This is a genomic window from Burkholderia sp. BCC0397 (assembly GCF_902832865.1).
Taxonomy (GTDB): domain Bacteria; phylum Pseudomonadota; class Gammaproteobacteria; order Burkholderiales; family Burkholderiaceae; genus Burkholderia.
Map to the genome: position 1 here is coordinate 153,351 of NZ_CADFDL010000005.1, position 23,922 is coordinate 177,272.

Below are 23,922 nucleotides of genomic sequence, written 5' to 3' on the forward strand. Positions count from 1 at the left end.
TGAAGCGGACAAACGATGACGACGATCGATTCGACGCCGCGCATGCATGCGTGGCGCAGCCGGGCGGCGCGCGCGCTGCTCGCGGGGCTGCTCGTGCTGTTGGCCGGGTGCCAGAAGGAGCTGTACTCGGGCCTGTCGGAGCGCGACGCGAACCAGATGGTCGCGGTGCTCGGCGACGCGGGCATCAGCGCGTCGAAGGACAACGATGCGCGCGACACGTCGGACCGCAACGCGTGGCTCGTGAGCGTCGCGGACGGCGACATGCAGTCGGCGCTCGCGGTGCTGCAGGCGAACGGGCTGCCGAAGCCGAGCTATGCGAGCCTCGGCGAGCTGTTCCAGAAACAGGGCCTCGTGTCGACGCCGGCCGAGGAGCGCGTGCGCTACCTGTACGGCGTGTCGCAGGACCTGTCGCGCACGTTGCAGGACATCGAAGGCGTGGTGGTCGCGCGCGTGCAGGTCGTGATTCCGGAGAACGATCCGCTCGCGGACAAGATCAAGCCGTCGTCGGCGGCGGTGTACATCCGCTACCGGCAGGGCGTCGACCTGCGCGCGATGGCGCCGATGGTCAAGGATCTCGTCGCGCACAGCATCGAAGGGCTGCAGTACGACAACGTGTCGCTGTTCCTGCAGCCGGCCGCCGCACGCGCGACGCGGGTGGACGGGATCGGCAGCGCGGTGTCGGACATCCTGCGGCTGCGCTCGCCGCTCGGCTGGCTCGTGTTCGCGCTGATCCTGCTGACCTGCGCGGTGATCGCGCTGTCGGCCGCCCGGCGCGGGATGTTCGGCGTGCGGCTCGCGGGCCTGCTCGGCGCGCCGCGCGGCGCGAACGGTGGCGGCGGCGCGGCCGCGCAGCAGGCCGGCGGCGGGCTGCGTACGCCGGACGGCGCGCGCGACGGCGCATGAGCGATCCGCACGCGCTGCCGCCGGGCGATACGGCCGCCGCAGTCGAGGCAGCGCTGCTGCCGTGGCTGCAGCCGCTTGCGGCGCCGCCGGCCGCACGTGCCGCCGCGTTTCATGCGCTGGTTTGCGACTTCAACCTGCGGCCCGACCGCTATCTGCACGTGACGCGCGTGCCGGCCGACTGGCCCGCGCGCTACCGTTCGCCGGACGCGTTCGGCGCGGCCGGCCGCAAGCTGCTCGCGCGGCACCTGCTCGACGTCAACGGCGTGGCCGACCGGCACGACTTCGACGTGGCGAACCCGTGCGCGCGGCTCGCGCTGCTGCCGGGCGCGGCGCTCGAGCAACTGGCCGCGTATGCGGGGCTGCTGCTGCATCGCGCCTGGCTGCGCGACGCGCTGGCCGGGCGGCGCATTCGCGCGGAAGTCGCGGCGCGGCTCGGCGGCGATGCGCTCGAACTCGCGCTCGAACGCGCGCCGGAATTCGGCGCGCTCGCCGAAACGCTCGAACCGTGGCGCGCCGATCCCGCCGCGCTGCCGGTCGTGATCCGCGCGCGCGGCGGCCGGCTGCTCGCCGATTTCATCGGCGTGGCCGGCGACGCGGTGGCGCGGCGCGTGCGCCTGAAATTCAACCGCGCGATCGACGACGAAGCGCCGTACTGGCTGAACCGCGCGCAGCGCGACCAGTTCGGCGAACTGATGTTCCTGTTTCTGATTCCCGAGAGGCTTGCGTCATGGGACTGGCTTTTCTGATCACGAGCGACAACCTGCAACTGCTGTCGGAGCGCAAGGTGCTCAAGGAGCGCGAATACGCGGCGCTGCTCGACGCGTCCGCGGTGATCGCGACCGCGCATGAGGAGGCGGCGCGCATCGTCGCCGATGCGCAGCGCGAATTCGACAAGCGCCAGGCGGCCGGCTACGACGAAGGCATGCGCCGCGCGCAGCGCGAGCAGGCCGCGCAGGCCTACACGCAGGCGCTCGCCGCCACGCGCACGATGGAGACGATGAAGGACGCGATGGCCGATATCGTCGTGAAGGCCGTACGCGCGATCGTCGGCGAGATGAGCACGCAGAAGCTGTACGAGGCCGCGCTCGCGCGGATCGCGCCGCTCGTGCGCGACGAGGCGTTCCTGATCGTGCGCATCGCGCCCGGCCGCACGGACGAGATGCGCGATGCGCTCGACGGCGCGTTCGCGGGGCAGTCGAGCCGGCAGAAGATCCGCATCGTCGAGGACGCGCAGCTCGAACGCCACGCATGCACGGTCGAGACGCCGTCCGGACGCATCGACGCGAGCCTCGACCTGCAGATCGACGCGTTGCGCCAGGCGATCCGCCGCGACGCGCTGAAGGGCGCCGCGCGATGAGCGCGCCGCTCGACGACCAGCCATCGTTCGGCGATGACGACGGCGCGCCGTTCGATCGCGGCCGCCTCGTCGGCGAACTCGACGCGGGGCTCGCGTTCTTCTCGCCGGTGTCGGTGCAGGGCCGCGTCAACCACGCGGTCGGGCAGATATTGAATGCGACGGGCATTCGCGCGCGGCTCGGCGAGATCTGCGAGCTGCGCACGCCGAACCAGCCGACGCTGCTCGCGGAGGTGGTCGGCTTTTCGCGGCAGACGACGCTGCTCACGCCGCTCGGCGACGTGGCCGGGCTGTCGCCGGAGACGATCGTCGTGCCGTCCGGGCGCGAGCATGTGTTTCCGGTGGGCGAAGGGCTGTTCGGCCGCGTGCTCGACGGGCTCGGTCGGCCGCTCGACGATCGCGGGCCGGTGACGGGCGCCGCGTGGGTATCGACGCAGCAGGATCCGCCGAACCCGCTCGCGCGCCAGATGATCGACACGCCGTTTCCGACCGGCGTGCGCGTGATCGACGGCCTGATGACGCTCGGCATCGGGCAGCGCGTCGGCATCTTCGCGCCGTCGGGCGTCGGCAAGAGCACGCTGCTCGGAATGATCGCGCGCGGCGCGCAGGCCGACGTGAACGTGATCGCGCTGGTCGGCGAACGCGGCCGCGAAGTGCGCGAATTCATCGAGCACAGCCTGTCGCCCGAGGTGCGCGCGCGTTCGATCGTCGTCGTGTCGACGTCGGACCGTCCGGCGATGGAGCGCGTGAAATCCGCGCTGGTCGCGACCGCGATCGCCGAGCACTTCCGCGATGCGGGCAAGCGCGTGCTGCTGCTGGTCGATTCGCTGACGCGCTTCGCACGCGCGCAGCGCGAGGTCGGCCTCGCGAGCGGCGAGCCGCCGACGCGGCGCAGCTTTCCGCCGTCGACGTTCGCGGTGCTGCCGCGCCTGCTCGAACGCGCGGGGCAGGGCGCGCACGGGTCGATCACCGCGCTCTACACGGTGCTCGTCGAAGGCGACGAGGAGTCCGATCCGATCGCCGAGGAAGTGCGCTCGATCCTCGACGGCCATATCGTGCTGTCGCGCAAGATCGCGCTCGCGAACCGCTATCCGGCGATCGACGTGCTCGCGAGCCTGTCGCGCGTGATGCCGCTCGTCGCGAGCCGCGCGCACCAGCTTGCGGCCGCGCGCGTGCGCGAGCTGATCGCGAAGTACCAGGAGATCGAGCTGCTCGTGCAGATCGGCGAGTATCGCGAAGGCAGCGACCGGCTCGGCGATCTCGCGCTGCGCGCGCGCGACGCAATCGGCGCGTTCTGCGCGCAGGCGTCGGACGAGGACGTGCGTTTCGACGCGCTGCTCGCGAAGCTGACGAAGCTGGCGAACGATCATGTCTGAAGCCGACGACCGCGTCGTGCTCGCGACGCTCGCCCGCCTGAAGCGTGTGCGCGAGATGCGCAGCCAGATCGCGCGTGTCGCGGCCGCACGCCAGCAGGGCATCGCCGCGCAGAGCCGGCGCGCGCTGGCGGCCGCGCAGGCGCAACTCGCGCAGCAGGTCGCCGCGAAGGCGGCGATCCAGACGCGCCTCGCCGACGACGTGCGCGAAGCGCGTGCATTGCAGAACGCGGCGGCCGATACGCGCACGTTCGACCGGCATATCGGCACCGCGAACGCGTCGGTGAGCGAAGCCGCGCACGTGCATCGCGGCCACGAGGCGACGCTCGCCGACCTGCAGCGCGCCGCGCGCAAGGCGAAGGCCGCCGAGGACAAGCTGGAGAAAGCCGGCGAGAAGGCGCTGCACGCGCGCGCCGCGCGGGTGGAGCGCGATGCCGACGACGTCGCGGACGGCTATGCGGTGCGGCGCTTCGCGACCGGCGGCACCTGGGTGGCCGGCGCGGGTGACGCGGCCGGTCATGCGTCCGCGCCGCCGGAGGCCGCCGCCGCGTTCGATGCGGCAATGACCGACGCGGAAACGGGCGCCGACATCGCCGCTGAAGCCGACACCTCCGCCGCGCCCGACGATCCCGCCCCGCCCGCCGCCGCGGAGCGCCGATGCTAGACCAGGCCGCGGGCTTCAACGACGTCGCCGGCATGCTGCGGCCGCTGCTCTACGTGATGCCGCGCCTGCTGCCGATCATGTTCGTCGTGCCGGTGTTCAACGAGCAGATCATCACGGGCCTCGTGCGCAACGGGATCGCGGTCGTGATCGCCGCGTTCGTCGCGCCGACGATCGATGCCGCGCAGGTGGCCGCGCTGCCGTTCCTGATGTGGTGCCTGCTGGTCGCGAAGGAGGCGATGGTCGGCATGCTGCTCGCGGGCGCGTTCAGCGCGGTGCTGTTCGCGATCCAGGGCGTCGGCTACCTGATCGATTTCCAGACCGGCAGCGGCAGCGCCGCGTTCTTCGATCCGATGGGCGGGCACGAGGGCGGCCCGACCTCTGGATTCCTGAATTTCGTCGCGATCGCGCTGTTCGTCACGGCGGGCGGGTTGCAGGTGCTCGTGCAACTGTTCGCGCAGTCGTACGCATGGTGGCCGATCGGCTCGCTCGGCCCCGATTTCTCGTCGATGCTGCAGACCTTCATCGTGCGGCAGACCGACACGATCTTCGAATGGATGGTGAAGCTCGCCGCGCCGGTCACGATCGTGCTGGTGCTCGTCGAGCTCGGCGTCGGCCTGGTCGGGCGCGCGGTGCCGCAGCTCAACATCTTCGTGTTCTCGCAGCCGCTGAAGAGCGCGCTCGCGCTGCTGATGATGATCCTGTTCCTGCCGGTGGTGTACGCGTCGCTGCATTCGCTGCTGAGCCCCGACAGCGGGCTGATGGCGCTGCTGCGCGCGCTGTTCGCCGCGCACGGCGGCGGCTGAGCGCGCCGGAGCCGAGATGGCCGAAAAGGACCAGAAGCCGACCGCGAAGCGCCTGCGCGAGGCGCGCGAGAAAGGCGAGGTGCCGAAGAGCGCGGAGACGGTGTCGTCGGCGTTCTTCGTCGGCGTGTGCGTGGCGCTCGCGGTGGGCATCGGTTCGCTGTTCGCGCGATTGCAGGCGCTGTTCCGGCTCGTGTTCGACGCGGTCGGCGCGGCCGACCCGTCCGCGCGGCTCGCGACGCTGATCGACGGCGCCGCGCGCGACTGGGCGACGCTGTCCGCGCAGATCGTCGCCGCCGGCCTGCTGGCGGGGCTGCTCGCGGGCTTCGTGCAGGTGGGCGGCGTGATGGCATGGAGCCGCCTCGTGCCGCAGTTGTCGCGGCTCAACCCGGCCGAGGGGATGAAGAACCTGTGGTCGCTGCGCAACCTCGTCAACCTCGCGAAGATGCTGCTGAAAACGGCGCTGCTCGTCGCGACGCTCGGCTGGCTGATCGTCGAGTCGCTCGATCCGGCCGTGCAGTCGGGCTTCACGCGGCCGGTCTCGATCCTCGCGCTGATCGTGAAGCTGCTGATGCTGCTGTTCGGCTGGGCCGCGCTGATCTACATCGTGATGGCGCTGATCGACATCGTGCACCAGCGGCACGAGTTCAACCAGAAGATGAAGATGTCGATCGACGAAGTGCGGCGCGAGCACAAGGAGGACGAAGGCGATCCGCACGTCCAGGCGAAGCGCCGCCAGCTCGCGCGCGAAGCGCAGTTCGCGTCGCTGCCCGACCGGATCGGCTATGCGTCGGTGGTCGTCTATTCGCCGCGCGTCGCGGTCGCGCTCTACTACGGCGGGATGGGCTCGCTGCCGTGGGTGCTCGCGCGCGGCGAGGGCGACGCGGCCGAGCGGATCGTGCGGCTGGCCCGCGACGCGCTGCGCCCGACGCTCGCGAACGTCGGGCTCGCGCAGGCGCTGTACGAGACGACGCCCGAGAACGGCACGATCCAGCCGCAGCATTTCCGCGAGGTCGCGCAATTGCTGAAATGGGCGACCGGCGCGGGTTGACGCGGCGGGGCGGGGTGGCGTCACGTCGGCATGCGGCCCCTTTTTTGTCTGCCATGCTTGCCGGCCATCTGGTCCGATTCGATATGGCCCCGTCATACGGCCATGTGCACGCGGCGCTTGACGTCCATTTTTTTCCGAACCCTGCCGACATTCACTGGTGAATTATTGCTGATTTATTTCTTCGTAATATGGCTCGACCGTCATGCCCGACGGCGGCCCGCGAGGTGGCGCCGCGCGTGACGGAACAGGTCAACAGGGGCAGACAAATCAATGTGCGGAATCGACGGCTTTCTGAATAGCGTCGCCTTCGATGAGGAGACAGCGCGCGGCACGCTTGCGCGAATGACGGCGAGCCTCGCGCATCGCGGGCCGGACGGGCAGGGGATCTGGGTCGACCCGGAAGCCGGCATCGCGCTCGGCCACCGGCGGCTCGCGATCGTCGACCTGTCGGTGCACGGCCGGCAGCCGATGGCTTCCGCGTGCGGCCGCTACGTCCTCGTCTTCAATGGCGAAATCTACAACCATCGCGAACTGCGCGCCGAGCTCGAGCGCGCGGGGCGCGCACCGGCATGGCGCGGCCACTCCGACAGCGAGGTGCTGATCGCGGCGATCGTCGCGTGGGGCGTCGAGGCCACGTTGCGCCGCGCGACCGGCATGTTCGCGTTCGCGCTGTGGAATCGCGCGTCGCGGGTGCTGACGCTCGCGCGCGACCGGATCGGCGAGAAGCCGCTCTACTACGGCCGGATCGGCGACGCGCTCGTGTTCGCGTCCGAGCTGAAGGCGCTGCGCGGCTATCCGGGCTTCGACGGCACGGTCGACCGCGACGCGCTGTGCCTGTACCTGCGCCAGTCGAGCGTGCCCGCGCCTTACACGATCTATCGCGGCATCCGCAAGCTGCCGCCCGGCACGTACATCCAGTTCGAACATGCGCGCGACACACCGCGCCTGCGGGCGTACTGGACGCTCGAACAGGCGATCGAGGCGGGCCGCGCGGAGCCGTTCGAGGGCAGCGCCGACGAAGCCGTCGGCCAGCTCGACACGATCCTGCGTCAGGCCGTCGCGCGGCAGATGGAAGCCGACGTGCCGCTCGGCGCGTTCCTGTCGGGCGGCATCGATTCGTCGGCGATCGTCGCGCTGATGCAGGCGCAATCGGCGACGCCGGTCGACACGTTTACGATCGGCTTTCACGAGGCCGGCTACGACGAGGCCGGTTACGCGAAGGCGGTCGCGCGCCATCTCGGCACGCGCCATACCGAGCTTTACGTGACGGCCGACCATGCGCTCGGCGTCGTACCGAAGCTGCCGTCGATCTACGACGAGCCGTTCGCCGATGCGTCGCAGATCCCGACCTTTCTGGTCTCCGAACTGACGCGCCGGCACGTGAAGGTGAGCCTGTCCGGCGACGGCGGCGACGAGCTGTTCGGCGGCTATACGCGCTATTTCCTGACGCCGCGCCTGTGGCGCAAGCTGCATCGCGTGCCGGCCGCCGTGCGCGCGCGGATCGCCGCCGCGTTGCATGCGCTGCGGCCCGATCACGCGGACCAGCTCGCGGCCGTCGCGCAGGGCGCGTGGGGCGGCGGCGTGGAGGCGCGCGAATCGTCGTCGCGCATCGGCGATCGCCTGCACAAGCTCGGCCATGTGATGACGGCCGAGAGCCGCATCGGGTTGTACCGGCTGCTGATGTCGTCGGTGCATCATCCGGAGCGCATCGCGCTGTCGGGGCAGGAGCCGCCGACGCCGCTCGACACGGTGTCCGCGTGGCCCGCGCACCTGAGCTTCGCCGAGCAGGCGATGGCGATCGACACGCTCACGTACCTGCCGACCGACATCCTCGCGAAGGTCGATCGCGCGGCGATGGCCGTGAGCCTCGAGACGCGCATGCCGTTCCTCGATCATCACGTCGTCGAATTCGCGTGGCGCGTGCCGGCGTCGGTGCGCTTGCCGGAAGGGCAGTCGAAGGCGCTGCTGCGCCGGCTGCTCGACCGGTACGTGCCGTCCGCGCTGATCGACCGGCCGAAGCAGGGCTTCTGCGCGCCCGTCGACCACTGGCTGCGCGGCGCGTTGCGCGACTGGGCCGAGGCGCTGCTGCGGCCGTCGCGCTTGCGCGAAGAAGGCTTCTTCGATGCGGCGGCGGTCGAGCGGCTGTGGCGCCAGCACCAGACGGGCCGGATGAACTGGCAGCACCAGTTGTGGACGGTGCTGATGTTCCAGGCGTGGCTGGAGGCGCAGCGCGCGGGGTGACGGCCTCGTCGTGCCCGCCGCCCGTGATGCGCGGCGGGCCGACCGTCATCCGACCACGAGCGGCGTGCCGATCGGCAAGTGCGCGGGATCGCGCGCGGCCGACGGATTGAGCTGCAGGATCTCGTTCAGCGCACGCGCATCCTGCTCGCCGCGCGTCATCGCCTGCTGGTCGGCACGCGATACATGCGCGGCGTCGAGCAGCGATTGGCGATGCTGATCCGCGATCACCCACAGCGAATCGCCGTCGACGACGATATAGGGCTGCGCGGTGTTCGACGGTGACGGCGGGCTCGACGGCGTGCCTGGCGACGGTTGCGGCTGGGACGGCGAGGCGGTCGTCGACGGCGACGGCGACGCGCTTGGCGATGCACTGGGCGAAGCACTCGACGATGCGCCCGGCGCGACGTTCGACTGCGATGATCCGCCGCCGAAAAGCCAGTTGATTACCCCGCCGATCACGGGCGCGATGCCGATGACGAACTTGTAGCCGTAGGCGGCGACCGGAATCATGATCACCGCGGTCGGGATCTTCTTGACGAACGGCGTCGCGTTCGGGAAGTGCGTATTGAGCCGGCCGGCGAGCAGCAGCGAGGTCATGGTGCCGGTTGCGATCGCGAGATTGTAGTCGCCCTGTTGCCATTGAGACACAGTGGAGAGTCCGCCGAGCGCGACCGACGTGAAGTCGCCCGTCGAATCGAGCAGGCGCACGACGCGGCTGCGTTTGTCCGCGTTCACGCGTCGCGACACCATCAGGAGCGACGTACCGGCGTAGGCGGTGCCGATCACGCCGCTGGCGATGGCCGTCCAGCCCGTCGTGACGTCGAGTGCCGTGAGCGGGTGGGCCGGATGGAAGAGCTTGAGGAATCCGGTCGCGACCGTCGCAACCGACGCGACGGTCATGCCCGCGCGCGCCGTGATGCCCAGCGTGCTGCGCGGATTGCCCGCATGCAGTTGCTGCAGCGACGTGCCGCCGACGAACCCCTGCATTTGCGTGAGCACGTCCTCGGCGAGCGCGGTGATGTTCGTCTTCGCGTCGTCGAAGCTCATCGTCCCCTGCTGGTATTGCTCGACGTATTGCGTCGCCTTTGCCTGCGCATGGCGTACCGCGGACTCCAGCTGAGCGAGCCGATGCGCGCCGTAGTCATGCGTCGTGGAGTTGAACTGGCGCGCGAGCGTGGTGCCGAGGCTCGTGAGGGCCGCCACCGCGGCCCTCGGGTCGCCCGACTGGAGGCTGCGGATGGCGCCCTGATGCATCACCTGGAACACGCGTCCGAGACGCGACGCGAGCGAAAACGACGACGATGCGTTACCCAGTGCGGTCGTGTCCAGCCGATGCACCCAGGCGCCCAGGCCGATCAGGCTGGATGTGCCGAGGACGATCCCGCCCGCGATCTTCGCCTTGCGCAGGTCGGCCGGCTCTTTCGACAGTCGGTGCACACGCAGCGCGTTGAGCCGTGCGCTGGCCTCGTCCATCGTGGCGCTCGGCGTATCCGGCTGCGCGATGGCCTTGCGTGCGGCGCCGATCGGCAGCGACGCGTCATACTGCAGCGCTTTCTGGCCGGTGACGTCCTTCCAGTATTCGTGACTGTCGGCCGCCGATACCGATGCAAGCGACGGACGCTCGGGAACGCTGCCGCGATAGCGGTCGAGCCATTTCTTGCCGGCCTCGTGAGCCCGCTTGGCGAGCCGGTTGTGGGGCGCCTTGTCGTTCCATCGCGTTTGCGACGTCTCGTTCGTCGCCCGGCGTGCCAGATTCAGCAGCGTCGACGTGTTGCCTTCGTACAGCGCGTCGCGTAGTTCCGCGATCTCGGCGTCGGACATCTGGTGCACCTTTTTCGCGATGCGCTCGATTTCCGAGAACAGGAATCGCTGCTGGTTCGCGAAGTCCTGCGCGCCGACCGGTTCGAACACGCGCGTCAGCGCATCGCCGCCGTGCAGTCGCGCGAATTTTTCAGGGGCGTTTTTCTTGTAGTCGGCGATCTTCGCCGCCAAGGCGCGCGTCAGGTCCGCATTCGCGATGAAGTCGTCGCCGTGCGTGCCCCACGACAGGCCGACATGCACCCAGTCGAGCTGCTTGCGGCTCAGGATCGCGTCGAGCAACGCGACGTGGCCTTCGCCCGGCACCGGCTCGAGCACGGCGTCCGAACCGTGGAAGGTCAGCAGCACGAGCGGTGAGGGTTTGCCGCCGTTCTGCGCCGCCCACCCTTCGAGCGCCTCGCCGATGCGCCGCATTTCCGCGTAGCCGTTGTTCGTGCCGGCCATCGCATGGCCGTCTTCCAGCGACACGCGGGGCCGCGACGGGGCGGCTTCGATGCGCAGCAGGAAGCCGTATTCCGAGGCCGCCGTGAGCCACTTGTGCAAGTGGGCGAGATCGTCGAGTTCGAGCGTGTGCTGCGTGCCGTCGGCGTCCGTGCGCGTGAGCGTCGCCGTCTCGTCGTCGTAGCGCGCGCCGGACGGATCGCCGAAGCGTTTGGCGCGCTGGATGAACCCCGGATCCTGCAGCGCGCCCATCGCGGCGGCGAGCGAATACGGATCGACCTCCAGCGCGACGGCCGGCAGCGCGCCGCCATACCGCTTGATGTAGCGCTTCATCTGCTCGGGATCGTCGCGCAGCGAGAACGAGCGCGACATCGGGACGAAGCGGTCGGCGAGATCGGCCTGCGTGGCCAGCCTCACGTATTGCCTGATCAGTTTTCTATCCGTGCTGCGCGCGGCGCCGATCCATTGCGCGCCCCGCATGACCAGATTGCGCTCGGCGGGGACGCGCGTGAAAGCGCCGTGCGGGTGCAGGCTCGATGCTTCACGCCACATGTGCAGCGTCCCGAAGATCTTCTTCGCCAGCACGGCATCGGCGAGGATGGCCTTCGGCGCGTCGGTGAACGTGAGGCCGTTGCCTTCCTTGCGCCCCGCGTCGCGCTTGCCCCATTCGGTGAGACGCTCGAGCGTCGACGCGAAATCGGCGATCTTCGCGTTGCCGTAGCGCGTGACCGATTCGACGATCGCGCCCGATACGTACGCGGGCTGGAACGGCTTGAGCACGATCGGCTTCGGGGGCGGCGCGGCAGGCGCGGCGGTCGGCCTGGCCGGTGCGGCGGCCGGCTGCGTTTGCTGGCCGCCGCGCGCGGCCTGCTTGCCTTTGCGACCTTTTCGGCCGGCCTTGCCGCCTTTGCCCGCTTGCGGGCCTGTGCCGCTTGGGCGCGCAGCGGGCGAGGGCGCTGCTGCTGCTGCCGGCTGCGCGGCTTGCAGCGCGGCCGCCTTGAGCGCGGCGGCGCGCGGCGCGAACACGTCGGGGGTGAGCTTGGACAGCAGGAAATGCTGATTGCCGCCATACGGCCCGCGGCCGATCGTCGCCCGCTCCAGCGGCAGGCCGGGATTGTCCGGATCGCGGAACTGGCCGACGTCGTCGTACCAGCGCACCGTGCCGTTCTCCACCGCGATGAGGCCGGTCGGCGACCCGGTCAGCACATCGGTGACCGTGCCTTCGTGGTCGTACACGTACACGTAGTGTCCGTCGGGAATCTTGCCCATCTCGAGCGCGCGTTTCAGCTCGTCCGCGTGGTGCGCGTTGAAGTCGAGCGCGCTGTCCGCCGTCGTCGGGAGAATGTCGGGCAGGTCCGCCTCGGCCGCCGCGCGGTTCTGGCGCCGCAGCGATGGATGTGTGCTCCCGAGCAAGCGCTGCACGTACACGTCCGGCTTCGACAGCGGCGTCTTCGGCTTGCTGATCGGGCGGCGCATCTTGGCCGGCGCGAAGCCGCCGTAGCTTTCGACGACGTCGTGCTTGACGTTCGCGACGACGAAACGCACGCCGCGCCGCCCGCCGGGCAGCATCCAGCAGCGGCGCCGGAATGCGGCGGCGAGTTCGCGCGACTGGATCTCCGCGTTGCCGAGCTCCGTCGTTTCGACGTACGTCCATTCCCCGTTCTCGAGCGTCGCATAGCCGAGCATCTTGCCGGTCTCGCGTTCGATCGCATAGACGGTGGTGTCCGCACCGGGATCGGTGCGCGCATGCCGTGCCGCCGGTTTCGGCCGCGTGAAGCGCGGCGCGCTGTCGAGCTGACTCACGTTCGCGACGACTTCCGCGTCGACCCCCGTGTCCGACGGCTCGACGTCCCACGCGCGGCGTTCGCCGAAATACGCGTCGACACGCGCGGCGCCGCCGAATTTGCGCAACTCGGCGAGCGTGACGGGCGACACGTAGTAATCGTAATCCCCGCGGCTCGCGGCGCCTTTGTCCTTCAGTGCGAGAAACGCGTCCTGCAACCGCTGCGGATCGATATCGGCCGATGCCGCCGTCTTGTCGACGAACCTGCCCTGTGCGTTGGTCCGGAAGCTTGCGATGAATTCGGGCCGCGGGTGGATCGCGTCGCGCTGGTCGGCGGGGCGGTCGGTGCGCAGCGCGATCAGCACATGCGCGTCGGTGCCGAACGCGGCCTTCATCGCGTCGATGCTGTCGAGCTGGTCGCCGTCGACGCGCAGCAGGTCGCGCCTGCCGTGCGACGCGAGCAGATCGAGCGCGCGCTGTTCGCGCTTGGCGGCCTTGCGAGCGGCGAGCCCGCGCGCCGGTCGATGCGCCGGGGAGGCCGGCGCGGCCATTTCGCGCGGTACGCCGCCGGCCTGCATGCGCGCGATCTGGCTCGCGTAGTAGTCGCGATAGGTCGCGTAGCCGGGCACCGACGGCTCGACGTCGCCGAATGCATCCGCGAGCCGGCGCAAGCCGGCTTCGTCGCCGGGCATCACGCGGTCGGCTTCGCGCGCGATCCCGTCGGGCAGAAGGACATCCTGCGAGATGTCGATGCCCATGTCGTCGATGAGCTCGCGGCGCACCGCGAACGCGTTCGCCTGCGCACGCGCTTCGGCCATCAGCGCGCGATCGACCAGCGTGTCGCCGGGCGCGCCGTCGAGCAGCAGGCGTCCGGCGATCGCATCGACCGCATGCTGCGCTTCATGCGCGAGCGCGTACACGAGCGTACCGGTGTGGCGCATCCGGCCGTCGAGCACGATGCGCTGCTTGTCCGTATCGATCCGGCTGCCGCGCCCGGGCCGGCCGACCACGACTTTCCAGCCGGCGGCCTGCGCCTGCGCCAGCTGCCCGCTCAGCAGCGTCGAGCGGTCGACGAGCGCGAGCGCTTCCTTCGACAGCGGCGCGCCGCCGAACCGCATCCGGATCTGCGTGATGACGGACGGCTTTTGAACGAACGCATCGGGCGGCAGCGTGTCGGCGATGACCGGGCGCGCGATCGCGATGTCGCCCTGTTCGAGGCCGTGCGTGAGCAGCCGTTCGAGTTCGGTGAGTTTCTCGAGCGTGTGCAGGTGTTCGATCGGGTCGCGCGACACCGGGCCGGGATCGCTCAGCAGGAAGTCGCCCTTGCGCGTAAAGATGCCCTGCAGGTCGAACGCGAGGCCTTCGCGTTCGACGACCGCGCGAATCTTCCGGACGTGTTCCAGTGCGGCCCGCGTGACGACGCGCGGCAGCGCGCCGGTCGCGACCATCGTGTGCGTATGCAGGACGCCGAGCGGGCGGTACAGGACGCCGACGCGGCCGAGCACCGAGAACGGGCCGCTCATCGTGACCGTCTGCAATCCGTACGAACGCAGATCGCCGAGCGCGAGCCGTTCGTCGACAGCCGCGCGTACGTGACCGGATTCCGGGTGTGCGTGGCGATCGTAGATGCCGAGCGCGGCGTCGTCGCCGAGCGCGAATACGGTTTTTTCGCCGCCGGCGCCGAGCAGTTCGCCGGCTTCGTGTGCGACGTCGACGCGCGTGTTGCGGTCGCCGTGCGCATAGACGCCGAGCGGGTCGGCGTTCAGCGGGCCGAGATCGTGCGGCGCGGCGGGCGCCGGATCGAGACGATGGAATGTGCCGGTATCGAGCAGCGCGCCGTGCGCGCCGACCGCCTCCGCGGGCGCCGCATACACGGGCCGTTGCCACAGGTTCGCGAGCCGCGCCGCATGCGCGGCGCCGTCGTGCTTCGCGGCGAGCACGATCGCATAGCCTTCCTGCACCACGAACGGCGGCGCCATCTCGAGCAGGTATTCGTGCGCGCTGACCGGCTGGCCGTCGACGAGCAAGGTGCCGTCCGCGCGCGTGTCGGCGTGCAGCACGACCACGCGGCGTTCGGGATCGATCGTGAAATGACGCGTGCGCGCGGCGGCAAGCTCGGCCGCATCGGGGCGCTCGCCCGCGCGGTACGGCGACGCGATCTCGGCATGCGCGCGACTCCAGGCGACGCGCGCATCGAAGCGGGCGACACCGCGCGGGGCGGTGCCGGTTTCGTCCATCCGCGGCGCGGGCATCCGGCGCGGCATACCGCCGCGCCCCTTCTGGCGCGACCACGCGTCGTTGTAGAACGCGCGATAGGTCGGCCCGTCCGCGCCCGACGTATGCACGCCGCCCAGCGTGCTCGCCAGCCGGTCGACCGTGCCTGCGTAGTCGTGCGACCGTCCGCGCCAGTTCGCGCCCTCGCGCGCGATGGCGTCCGGGTGAACGAGGTGTGCGGCAATGTCGGTGCCGCTTGTCAGCTTGATTTCGTAGCGGGCCTCGAACGCGCTGATCTGCGCGCGTGCCTCGGCCTCGAGCGCCTTGCGCGTGAAGCCGCCGCGCTGCCCGTAGTCGTGGTCCAGTACGCCGGCCATCGCTTCGACGGCCTTGCGCGATTCGCGCGCGAGCACGTACGTGATGCTGCCGGCATCGCGGAGGCCGCCGTCGATCGTCACGCGGCGCTTGCGCGTATCGACGTGGCTGCCGCGGCCGCGCTTGCCGATCGTCACGCGCCAGCCGGCGTCCTGCAGCATGCGCAACTGCGTCGCGAGCGTGCCCGACTGCATCGCGAGCGCTTGTACGGCTTCCGGCAGCGGTGCGCCGCCCAGGCGCATCTGCATCCGCGTGATCCAGCCGGGATGCGGGGTGGCGTAATCGGGCGGCGCGGCGCCGGGTGTGTCCGCGGGTGCCGCGCGCGCCGGATCGTCGGTCGGCGCGGGCGGGCGTTCTTCGCCGGCATGTGTGCCGACGGTCTTGCCGCGGGCGGCTTCGGCGGGCGTCTCGTCGCCCCGAGCGGCGACGGCCGACCCGCGCGCCACTGCGGGTTCGGCCGCTGCTTTGGCCGTGACGGGGTGGTCCGGCGTGACCACCACGAGCACGCGGTTCGGCGCGCTGAATAGGCCGTCGTGCGCGGTGACGGGTTCGGGCGTCGCGGCCGCGCGCGGCATCGCCGGCTCGTTCGGGCCGCGCTTGCCGGCGAGCACGATCACCGTTTCGTCGGGCGCAGCGGGGTGCGCCGACGCCGGCGATGCTTCTTCGGCCGCGGCCGAGCCGGCTGCGGAAGGGCCGTTTTCCGTCGCCACCGTTTCCGGCTCCGGATCGAAGCGCAGCACCCGCGCGTCGGCGCGCAACTGTCCATCGGCGCCGAATGCGTCGGGCGCGGCCGCGTAGACGGGTTTCTGCCAGCGGTTCGCCAGCTCGGGCGCGAGTGCCGCGTCGTGCTCGCCGGCGACGACGATCACGGGTTCGTCAAGATTCTGCGGACGCGGGGCAGGCGCGCCCGGATCGTGTGCCGCGCCGTTGCGCACGAGATAGACCGTGCGCTCGCCGACCTGCATCGGCTCGACGCTCGGCCCGCGCGGCACTGCGATGCCGGCCGGGTCGGATGTCGCCGGCCGGGTGGCGGGCGCTTCGTCCGTCAGGTCGACGACCCGCACATTGACGCGCGGCGGCGTGCCGTCCGGCTGCGTGCGCGAGCCGGCGCCGGCCGGTTCGTCGATATCGGCGGCGCGCGCGGCGGCGCTGCGGGTGGCCGTCGTGCGGTCCGCGTCGACGTCGTCGTGCTGCCGGTCGGCCTGCACGCGCGCCTCGCTCGTGCGCTGCGTACTGTGGGCATCGTGTGCCGCATTCGCGCTTTCGCCTTCGGCGGCGGCCTGCTGGACGCGGCGCGCCTCCCTCGCCGCGGCGTCACGCAACTGGTGGTGCAGGTCCTTGCCTTGGTCGATGACCTCGTCCAGCCTGTCGAGCCGCGATTTCGCGACGATGTTCGACGTCGTGCCGATGGCGCCGTCCGGGGCGAACGTCATGCGCTCGCCGGTGTCCGTCACGCTGTCGACCCGCGTGCCGTGGGTCCAGGCTTTCGGTGAAGCCGACACGACGGACAGCGTGCCGTCCTGGCCGAGCACCACCGACTTGCCGGGCGGCATCCGCTTCGCCGACGCCTTGTCGAGCACGCGGATCGGCTGGTCTTCGTAGGTCAGCACCTTGTCGCCGACCATCAGTACGCCGTTGGGCGCGACCTTCACGGCCTCGCCGTCGAGCGTCGCACGTGTACGGCCGGCCGACAGCGACGCGGCGCCGTCCCTGTTCAGGATTTGGCCGATCGTCTGGTCATCGACCTTGACGACGTTGCCATCCGTCGTATGCGCGGCAATCGGCCGTCCGGTGCGGGTGCGGATGCCCGTGACCGCGCGTTGCTTCGCGACCCCCGCGCCCATCAGCGCGGTATTGATGACGCCGGATTCGAACGCTTCGCCGGCCGCCTTCGTATTGCCTTGCAACAGGTCGACACCGGATTCGACGAACGCCTCGCCGGCGCCGGCGATACCGGTCGCGAACGCCGTCCGTTGCGCACCCTTGGCGATCACCGATGCGACCTTCGTCGTGACCGCGCGCTCGAACAGCTTCGTGCCTGCGAGTTTCGCGGCGCCGCCGGCAGCCATCGGCACGAGGTTGATGTAGTCGGCGCGGGCGCCGGCGTCGAACGGACTGATGCTCTGGTCGTGCTGGACGCGGTTGGCGAGATCGAGGCCCGCTTTCGTCATCGCGGAACCGATCGCCGTGTAGGTCATCCCCGCGCCGATGATGTTCAGCGGCACGCCGATCGCCGCGCCGATCACCGTGCCGTCGAGCGCCGTGCCGATCACCTCGAGCGCCATCCCGCCGAGCAGCATTCCCACGTTGACGTCGGTGCCCGTGAAGAAATTCAGCACGGAGTCGAACGTACTGTCGTTGTGCGCGGCCTTCGACACGACCTGCTGCGAGCCGTCCTCGTTGTGGCCGGTCAGGATGTCGACTGTGCCGTCCGACGACAGCTGGTTGCTGTCGAGATAGTCGTCGACGCTGTCGTAGTTGCCGGCCGATTCGTCGATGTAGTGCGTTTTGCCGTCCTGGTCCGTTACCTTGAACAGCGCGCTCGTCATCGTGCCGGTTTCCTTCGCGGCATACACCATCGGCAGCACGCTGATCCGTGTGTCCTTGCCGCCGCCGACCGACAGCAGCTTGTCGCGCACGGTGTCGATCGCCGACAGCTTGTCCTTGTCGACGAAGCGCGCAGTCGAATCGTCGGCGGCCGATACGGATGGCGACGATGCATCGGCCGGCACGTCCGGCTGTTGCCCGAGCGCGACGCCGATCAGGTTGCGCTGCTGGTTTTCGTTGAGCGAGCCGAACGCGATCGTGCCGCCGTTCTGCGTGCTCAGGCTCGCCGCGTCGAGCATCGAGTTCGACATTTCGGTGCGATGCGCTTCGTAGAAGTCGTGCATCGCCTTCTTGTAGTCGTCCGCCGCGTCGGACTTCTCGTCGACATAGCGCAGCCGCTCGTCGAGGCCCGCGTCGAACTGATCGAGCAGCACCTGCTGGCGCGACGTGTCGCGCAGCAGCTTCAGTTGCGCGACGGCGTTCTCCGCCTTCGTGACGGCGGTCCGCGCGTCGTTCAGCTCGGATTGATACAGGTTCGGGCGATACGATGGCGCGGGAATCACATCGCCGTCCGGCAGCGTGCGCAGCCGCACCGGCGCGGGGTTGGCGGCGGCCCATTCGTCGTACTGCTTCTGCTTGGCGGCGAGCGCGCGCTTGGCTTGGTCGACGTCGCCCTGTGCGTTGTTCAGGGCGGCGTCGGCCGCACGCGAATTGACGTCGTCCGACAGCCGGTTGCTGGCCATCCGCAGCGCGCCGGCGACCACCTGCAGGCGCGTGGCGTCGAGCTGCGTGGGGCCGCTCGGCGCAGCCGGCAGCGGCGTCGTCGATCGAGACGGGTCGGTCAGCGGCAGGATCGGCGACGACGCGGCATCCTTGCCGGTCGGCGCAGGGGCCGGGAAGGCCGTGGGCAGCCACGGGCTCGTGCCCGGCGCGGCGCCGGCGGCCGTCGACAGCGACGATGACGGGCCCGGCTGCGCGGCGGCGGTCGACGTCAATTGCGGCGGTTGCTGGAAGAACGGCTTCAGCAGCGGCTGCTGCGCCTTCACCTGCGCGCTGATCTTCGACGCCTGATCGTCGTACTGCTGCGCGAGCGTCGCACCGTACGCGGCGACGAAGCTGTCGTGCGCGATGCTCGCCTGCTGTTTCGCCTTGTAGAGCTTCGCGTACGCGTCGGCGAGATCGAGATCGACCTTCGCGTCGACGGGCGGCAGGTGCGGCGGCGGCGGGTTGTCCTTGTGCCACTTGTCGGACGCCTGCTGGGCGACCGCACAGTCGTCCTGTGCGCCGTCGACCCGTTGCTGCGTGGCCAGCATCTGCAGATAGCCGCCGCTCGTGTTCGCGGCCGTCTGCGCGCGCTTGAGCGCGGCGTTCGCGTCCGACGCCGAATTCGGCGCGACGATCACCGTCCCCTGCCTGCCGGCGACCACGTCGAATTTCTGCTGTGCCTGCGCGAGCGCGATGGCGTCGTTGGCCGCAGCGACCGCCGCGTTCGTGAGGTTCGCCGATTTCGCCGCAGCCGTGACGTCCTTTTGCGCGGCTTCCGGCGATTCGGGCGCCTCCGGCAGGTTCACCTGCAGATCCTGCTTCGCCAACGCGGTGTTCAGCCGGCCGATGCCTGCGTCGAGTGCCGCCTTGTAGTCGGGATCGACGAGGTACGACCGGAGCTGCGTACGGGCGAGGTACGCGTTCGACAGATCCGAAAAGTATTTCGCGGTACCGGCGGCCGCGTGCGCGTCGGCGCTTTTCCAGTCGTCGTAAAGCTTCGATTGCTCCGGGGTCTTGCAGTCACCCGGCTTCGGTACCCACTGCGGGTCGTTCACGTGGTCGGGAAAGGTGGCCTGCAGCGCCTTGAGCTTGTCGTTGGCCGCGTTCTGCGCGTCGCCCGGGTTCGTCACCTTGCCGTCGTCGTCGATCTGGATGCCTGACGGCTTGTCGGCGTCGGCCTGTTCGCGGTACAGGATCGTGTAGCCGGCGTCGGTCGTCACGTTCAGCTCGCGCTGGGCGGTGTCGGCCGCCGTGCGCGCTTTCGCGTAATCGGCCTGCGCGGCCTTGCGGGCTTCCGGCGTCGATTCGGGATCGCGGTTGACCACGTGCAGCACGTTCTGCGCGCCCTGCAGCGATTTCGACGCGTCGTCGTATTTCGTCTGCGCGTCCTGGATCGCCTGCCGCACGGCTTGCGTCGTCTCGTTCTCGACGGTGATGTCGGGCGGCGGCGCCGTATATTGCGCGGCCATGCGCTGCATCAGCGACGTCGCGTCGGCGATCTCCGCGTTGGTCGGTTTCGACGGATCGGTGGAAAGCGACGCGTTGACGGGAATCGGCGGGGCGGTGACCGGGTTCGCGGGGCCGGCCGCCGGATCGTCCTGTTTCGGCGGCGATGGCGGCGGGGGCGCGACGACAGGATTCAGCGTTTCCGACAGGAAGCGCTGCCAGTTGACGCCCAGTCCCATTCCGTCGATCAACAGCATGCTCGTCTCCGTTGAGCCGCGCGACGCGCGGGGCACCCGGCGCACGGGATGCCGCGCCGCCAGCTTTCAAGTGTAAGGAGACGCATCGCGGCCGGCATGCCGCTGTTTCGTAGCGTGGCGGCGCGGTCGGGACACGCGCGCGACGCGTGCTACGAGGCGCGCACGGCCGGGCGTTCGATCAGCGCACGGCGGCCCGTGCCGCACGTCGTCACTGATCGAGACACCGCACACAGAGCCGCTTCGCCTGGTTCGCCGGCAGCCCGCGGCACATCATCACCACCGGGCGCGCATGGCACGACGGCGCATCGGCGGACGCGGCGGCCGACGGCAGGCGGCGCGCGCGTTCGGGCGGCGTCGTGGCGGCCGCGGCCATGCGCCGCTGGCGCTCGGGCGGCGGCGTGTCGCTCACGACGGGAATCGGTTCGACGCCGCCTTCGCGCGCATTGCGCTGCGCGCTCGCGACCACGCGGCTCACGTAGCCGCTCGAGAAGCCGGTCGTGAAGTTGCCGCTGTAGTAGCACGACAGCGCCGCGCGCAACGCGGCCTGCGTGGCGCGGCCGGTGCCCGACGAGCGCGCGAAGCATTCGGTCAGGATCGCGCCGCCGGCCTGCAGGTTGCGGCACGGCTCGAACATCGTCGCTTCATCGAGCCCGTATTTCGCGAAATTGCGTTCGTTCACCTGCGCGAGGCCGACGCTGTAGCTGAAGCCGCGCGACGACAGTTCGCGCGCGGTCGCACGCGCCTCGTCGAGCGATGCGGGCTGGCGCGTCAGGTGCCCGCCGACCACGCCGATCGCATACGGATTGAAACCCGACTCGGTACGCACGAGCGCGGCGAGCGTCGCGGGATCGACGTTCGGCGCGCAGGCGCGCGCCAGTTGCGCGAAACCGGCGCCGCCTGCCGCCTGCGCGACGCGCGCCGGCAGGCATGCGAGCGCGAGCATGGCCAGCGCGCACAGGCACGCAGCGAATGTCCGCAGGCGGCGCGCGTTCATCCCGCACCCGCCACGCGGTACGACAGCACGAGCCCGTGCACGAGCAGCGACCAGCCGTCGAGTGCGACGAACAGCAGCAGCTTGAACGGTACCGAGATCGTCGTCGGCGAGATCATCTGCATCCCGAGCGCGAGCAGGATGTTCGCGACCAGCAGGTCGACGACGATGAACACGATATAGATCACGAAGCCGATCTGGAACGCCTTCGTCAGTTCGGCGAGCGTGAAGCTCGGCACCAGCACGAGCAGGTCGTCGTCCTTGATGCCGTCCGCGCGGTTCTTCGGCCACACCGACGTCGCGGTGCGCACGAAGAATTCGCGGTCGCGCTGCCGCGTATGCGACACGAGGAAATCCTTGATCGGCGGCAGCGCGGCATCGGCGAGCACGCCGATGTCCGAAGTCGACAATTGCCCCGACGCATCGAAGTGATGCGCCTGCAGCGCGTCGCGGATCGACATCCCGACGGGCGCCATGATGAACAGCGACAGGATCAGCGCGATGCCGTTCAGCACGAGGTTCGGCGGCACCTGCTGGATCCCGAGTGCGGAGCGCAGCAGGCCGAGCACGACCACCAGCTTCGTGTAGCTCGTCACCATCAGCGCCGCGAACGGCGCGATGCCGAGCGCGGCGATCACCGCGATCAGCGCGACCGGATTCGGCAGGTTGCCCATCGTTCAGCGCTCGCGCGGCGCGGGTTGCGTCAGCGTGACGACGCGCACGCCGAGCTTCTGGCCGACCGCGATCAGGTGGCCGGTGCCGATCAGCATCCCGTTCGCGACGAGATGGATCACGCTCTGGTTGATGCCTTGCTGCAGCTCGATCACGGCGCCCGGCTGCAGCGCGCTCAGTTCGCCGAGCGGCATCGACGTGGGCGGCAGCTCGAAGCGCAGGTCGACGGCGAGGCCGTCGAGCGAGCGCGGCGCGTCGGCGGGTGGCGCGTCGTGCGTCGTCGGCGGCGCGGAGTCGGTGCGGGTCGGTTCCAAAGGCATCTCCCTGATTCGTTCGACGGTCAGCCGGTTGCCCGACGGCCGTCCGGTGATCTCCCACGCCGGCGCGGCCGGCAGCCGCGCGACGCACAGCAGGTTCTGCTCGTGCGCCTGCCAGCGCTCGATCGCGATGATGTCGCCGCCGACGACGTCGGCCAGCTCGGCCGCCGTCAGCTCGGTGCGGCCGATCTCGAACACGAGCGGCACGGGCAGGCTCGCGTAGGCCGCGCGCGCGTCGGCGAGCGCGGCCGGCGCGGCCGCGAAGAACACGGCCAGCGCATCCTGCGCGTCGAACAGCAGCGCGCCGTGGCAGCGCCATGCGCCGTCGGCGCGCCGCAGCTCGAACCGGAGCGCAGCCGGCGAGGCGTGCCAGGCGGGCGCGCCGTCGGGCGGCGGCAGCAGTTCCACACGCTGCCGCGTCGCCGCCTGCAGCACGGCCGCGAGCGGCGCGCACAGGTCGGCGAGCAACGCCGCGCGGATCACGGCCGGGACCGCCGGGTCGGCCGCGTCGCCGAGCCATTCGGTTTCCGCGAGCGGGTCGATCCACAGTGTGCCGGCGGCCGGGCCGACGACGAAGCGGTACGCGTGCGCATCGGCGGCCGGCTCGGCGTCGACGCGCCAGCGCACCTCGTATGCATGCTCGCCGAGCGTGACCGGGACGGCGCCGGTCGCGCCGTATGCATGCGACAGCCCGCGCGCGGCGGCGGCGGACAGGCGCGGCAGGTAGGGCGACGCGTCGAGCGCGACCGCGGCCGGCGCGGCGGCGGGCGGCGGGGAAGCGGCGGGCATGGCCCGGTTCGCGGCGTCGCCGGCGTCGGCATTCGTCAGGAACAGCGCAGGCACGGCGGGATCGGGGCGGATTCGGCGTTGGTTCGACGGGTTGTTCTGGGGCCGGCGGCGCCGAGGGGCGCGCGGCTGCTGCGTCGATTGTAGGGACGGCGATAGCCGCGTGCCGCGCCGGAATCCGTAGTCGCGCCCATCGCGCGGAGACGGCGGGAGCGGGGCGCTACGAAGCGTGATGAACTGCGGCGGAGCGCGATGAAGCGGGCGGTGCGACGGCTGGCGGTCAAAAGCAAGCGCCGCCCGGAGGCGGCGGTTGGGGCGCGACTGGCTGGCGGGCCGGGCGGCGTGCAGGCCGCATCCGGCTGGCAGGCCGCGAGGTGCTGCGAATCCGCGCAGCGCGGTGGGGGAAGCGTTGCCGGCGTGCCGCGAACGGGCGGCGCGCCGGTGACGCGTTACGCGTAGTCGGCGGCCATCGCGGGCTGCGGCGCCATGCGCAGCATCGGCGCCGCGTCGTGGCGTTCGACGTGCGTCATCGCCGCACCGAACAGCACCAGCCGATAGCCGACCGCGTAGATCGGGATGATCCGCAGGTTCTTGTCGTGTTCGAGCTGCAGCTTCGAGCGGATCCGCGAGATATGGGTGTCGAGCGTGCGCGACGACACGCCGAGCTCGCGACCCCACACGGCTTCCTGGATTGCCTGCCGCGGCACGATCTTGTTCATGTTGTCGAGCAGGAATTCGACGACGTCGAATTCGCGCGGCGTAACGTCGACGACCTTGTTGTCGATTTCGATCGTGCGGCGCACGAAGTTGATTTTTATGTTGTCGATGTACAGGTATTTGCAATCCATGGTGGCCCTCGCATGTCCGTAAAGGAGTGTTTGCGGGCCTTGTGCTGCAACTTCCGGGCCAGGGGGAGGCGCGTCAGGTGGTAACAGCCGGCGGTAGCGGCGCGGACGGCGCGGCAGCCTTGAATTTAAAAGAATTTTTAACGGGAAACGCCGGACGATCGATGAAAGGGGCGGAGCAATGCTGAAGGATTGTTACGTAGCATCGCGCCGCGACGTTACGGGCGTTACGTCCGACGTAACGTGGGGGAGGTACGGACTTCGGGGGGTGGGCGGACG

Annotated in this window: 13 protein-coding genes; 8 read left to right on the plus strand and 5 right to left on the minus strand. The window is 70.3% G+C overall.

What is annotated here, in order from left to right:
- Positions 1-15 precede the first annotated feature (15 nt).
- The 8 genes from sctJ to asnB all read left to right on the plus strand — a co-directional run bounded on the left by sctJ (position 16) and on the right by asnB (position 8,386).
- Positions 16-903: a type III secretion inner membrane ring lipoprotein SctJ gene (gene sctJ / locus HWX03_RS18190; protein ID WP_175872113.1), complete on the plus strand. Its 888-nt coding sequence runs from the start codon at positions 16-18 to the stop codon at positions 901-903.
- A complete protein-coding gene (locus HWX03_RS18195) occupies positions 900-1,649 on the plus strand; it encodes a SctK family type III secretion system sorting platform protein (protein ID WP_175872114.1) in 750 nt (249 codons plus the stop codon). The genes sctJ and HWX03_RS18195 overlap by 4 nt, the downstream gene beginning before the upstream one ends.
- Positions 1,631-2,260 (plus strand): type III secretion system stator protein SctL, encoded by a 630-nt coding sequence (gene sctL, locus HWX03_RS18200; protein WP_175872115.1) that lies wholly within the window; start codon positions 1,631-1,633, stop codon positions 2,258-2,260. The genes HWX03_RS18195 and sctL overlap by 19 nt, the downstream gene beginning before the upstream one ends.
- A complete protein-coding gene (gene sctN, locus HWX03_RS18205; RefSeq protein WP_175872116.1) occupies positions 2,257-3,633 on the plus strand; it encodes a type III secretion system ATPase SctN in 1,377 nt (458 codons plus the stop codon). Before sctL ends, sctN begins: the two co-directional genes overlap by 4 nt.
- Positions 3,626-4,294: a hypothetical protein gene (locus HWX03_RS18210; RefSeq protein ID WP_175872117.1), complete on the plus strand. Its 669-nt coding sequence runs from the start codon at positions 3,626-3,628 to the stop codon at positions 4,292-4,294. Before sctN ends, HWX03_RS18210 begins: the two co-directional genes overlap by 8 nt.
- A complete protein-coding gene (gene sctT, locus HWX03_RS18215; RefSeq protein WP_175872118.1) occupies positions 4,288-5,097 on the plus strand; it encodes a type III secretion system export apparatus subunit SctT in 810 nt (269 codons plus the stop codon). The genes HWX03_RS18210 and sctT overlap by 7 nt, the downstream gene beginning before the upstream one ends.
- A gap of 16 nt (positions 5,098-5,113) precedes the next feature.
- Positions 5,114-6,145 carry an EscU/YscU/HrcU family type III secretion system export apparatus switch protein gene (locus HWX03_RS18220; RefSeq protein ID WP_175872119.1) on the plus strand — a complete coding sequence of 344 codons (1,032 nt, stop codon included), beginning with the start codon at positions 5,114-5,116 and terminating at the stop codon, positions 6,143-6,145.
- 270 nt (positions 6,146-6,415) lie between these two features.
- Complete coding sequence (gene asnB / locus HWX03_RS18225) at positions 6,416-8,386, plus strand: asparagine synthase (glutamine-hydrolyzing) (RefSeq protein ID WP_175872120.1); 1,971 nt, start codon at positions 6,416-6,418, stop codon at positions 8,384-8,386.
- A gap of 45 nt (positions 8,387-8,431) precedes the next feature.
- On the opposite strand, the gene HWX03_RS18230 is transcribed toward asnB, so the two are convergent.
- From HWX03_RS18230 to HWX03_RS18250, 5 genes are all read right to left on the minus strand, one after another.
- Entirely contained in the window at positions 8,432-20,032 is an 11,601-nt protein-coding gene (locus HWX03_RS18230; RefSeq protein WP_175872121.1) for an LWXIA domain-containing protein, read from the minus strand.
- Between the two features lie 208 nt (positions 20,033-20,240).
- Complete coding sequence (locus tag HWX03_RS18235; RefSeq protein ID WP_175872122.1) at positions 20,241-21,026, minus strand: lytic transglycosylase domain-containing protein; 786 nt, start codon at positions 21,024-21,026, stop codon at positions 20,241-20,243.
- The gene (sctR, locus tag HWX03_RS18240) at positions 21,023-21,697 is read right to left on the minus strand and encodes a type III secretion system export apparatus subunit SctR (protein ID WP_174391221.1); all 675 of its coding nucleotides are present in this window, start codon (positions 21,695-21,697) and stop codon (positions 21,023-21,025) included. The genes HWX03_RS18235 and sctR overlap by 4 nt, the downstream gene beginning before the upstream one ends.
- A gap of 3 nt (positions 21,698-21,700) precedes the next feature.
- Complete coding sequence (gene sctQ, locus HWX03_RS18245; RefSeq protein WP_175872123.1) at positions 21,701-22,855, minus strand: type III secretion system cytoplasmic ring protein SctQ; 1,155 nt, start codon at positions 22,853-22,855, stop codon at positions 21,701-21,703.
- 392 nt (positions 22,856-23,247) lie between these two features.
- Complete coding sequence (locus HWX03_RS18250) at positions 23,248-23,646, minus strand: winged helix-turn-helix domain-containing protein (RefSeq protein WP_175872124.1); 399 nt, start codon at positions 23,644-23,646, stop codon at positions 23,248-23,250.
- Positions 23,647-23,922: the final 276 nt, after the last annotated feature.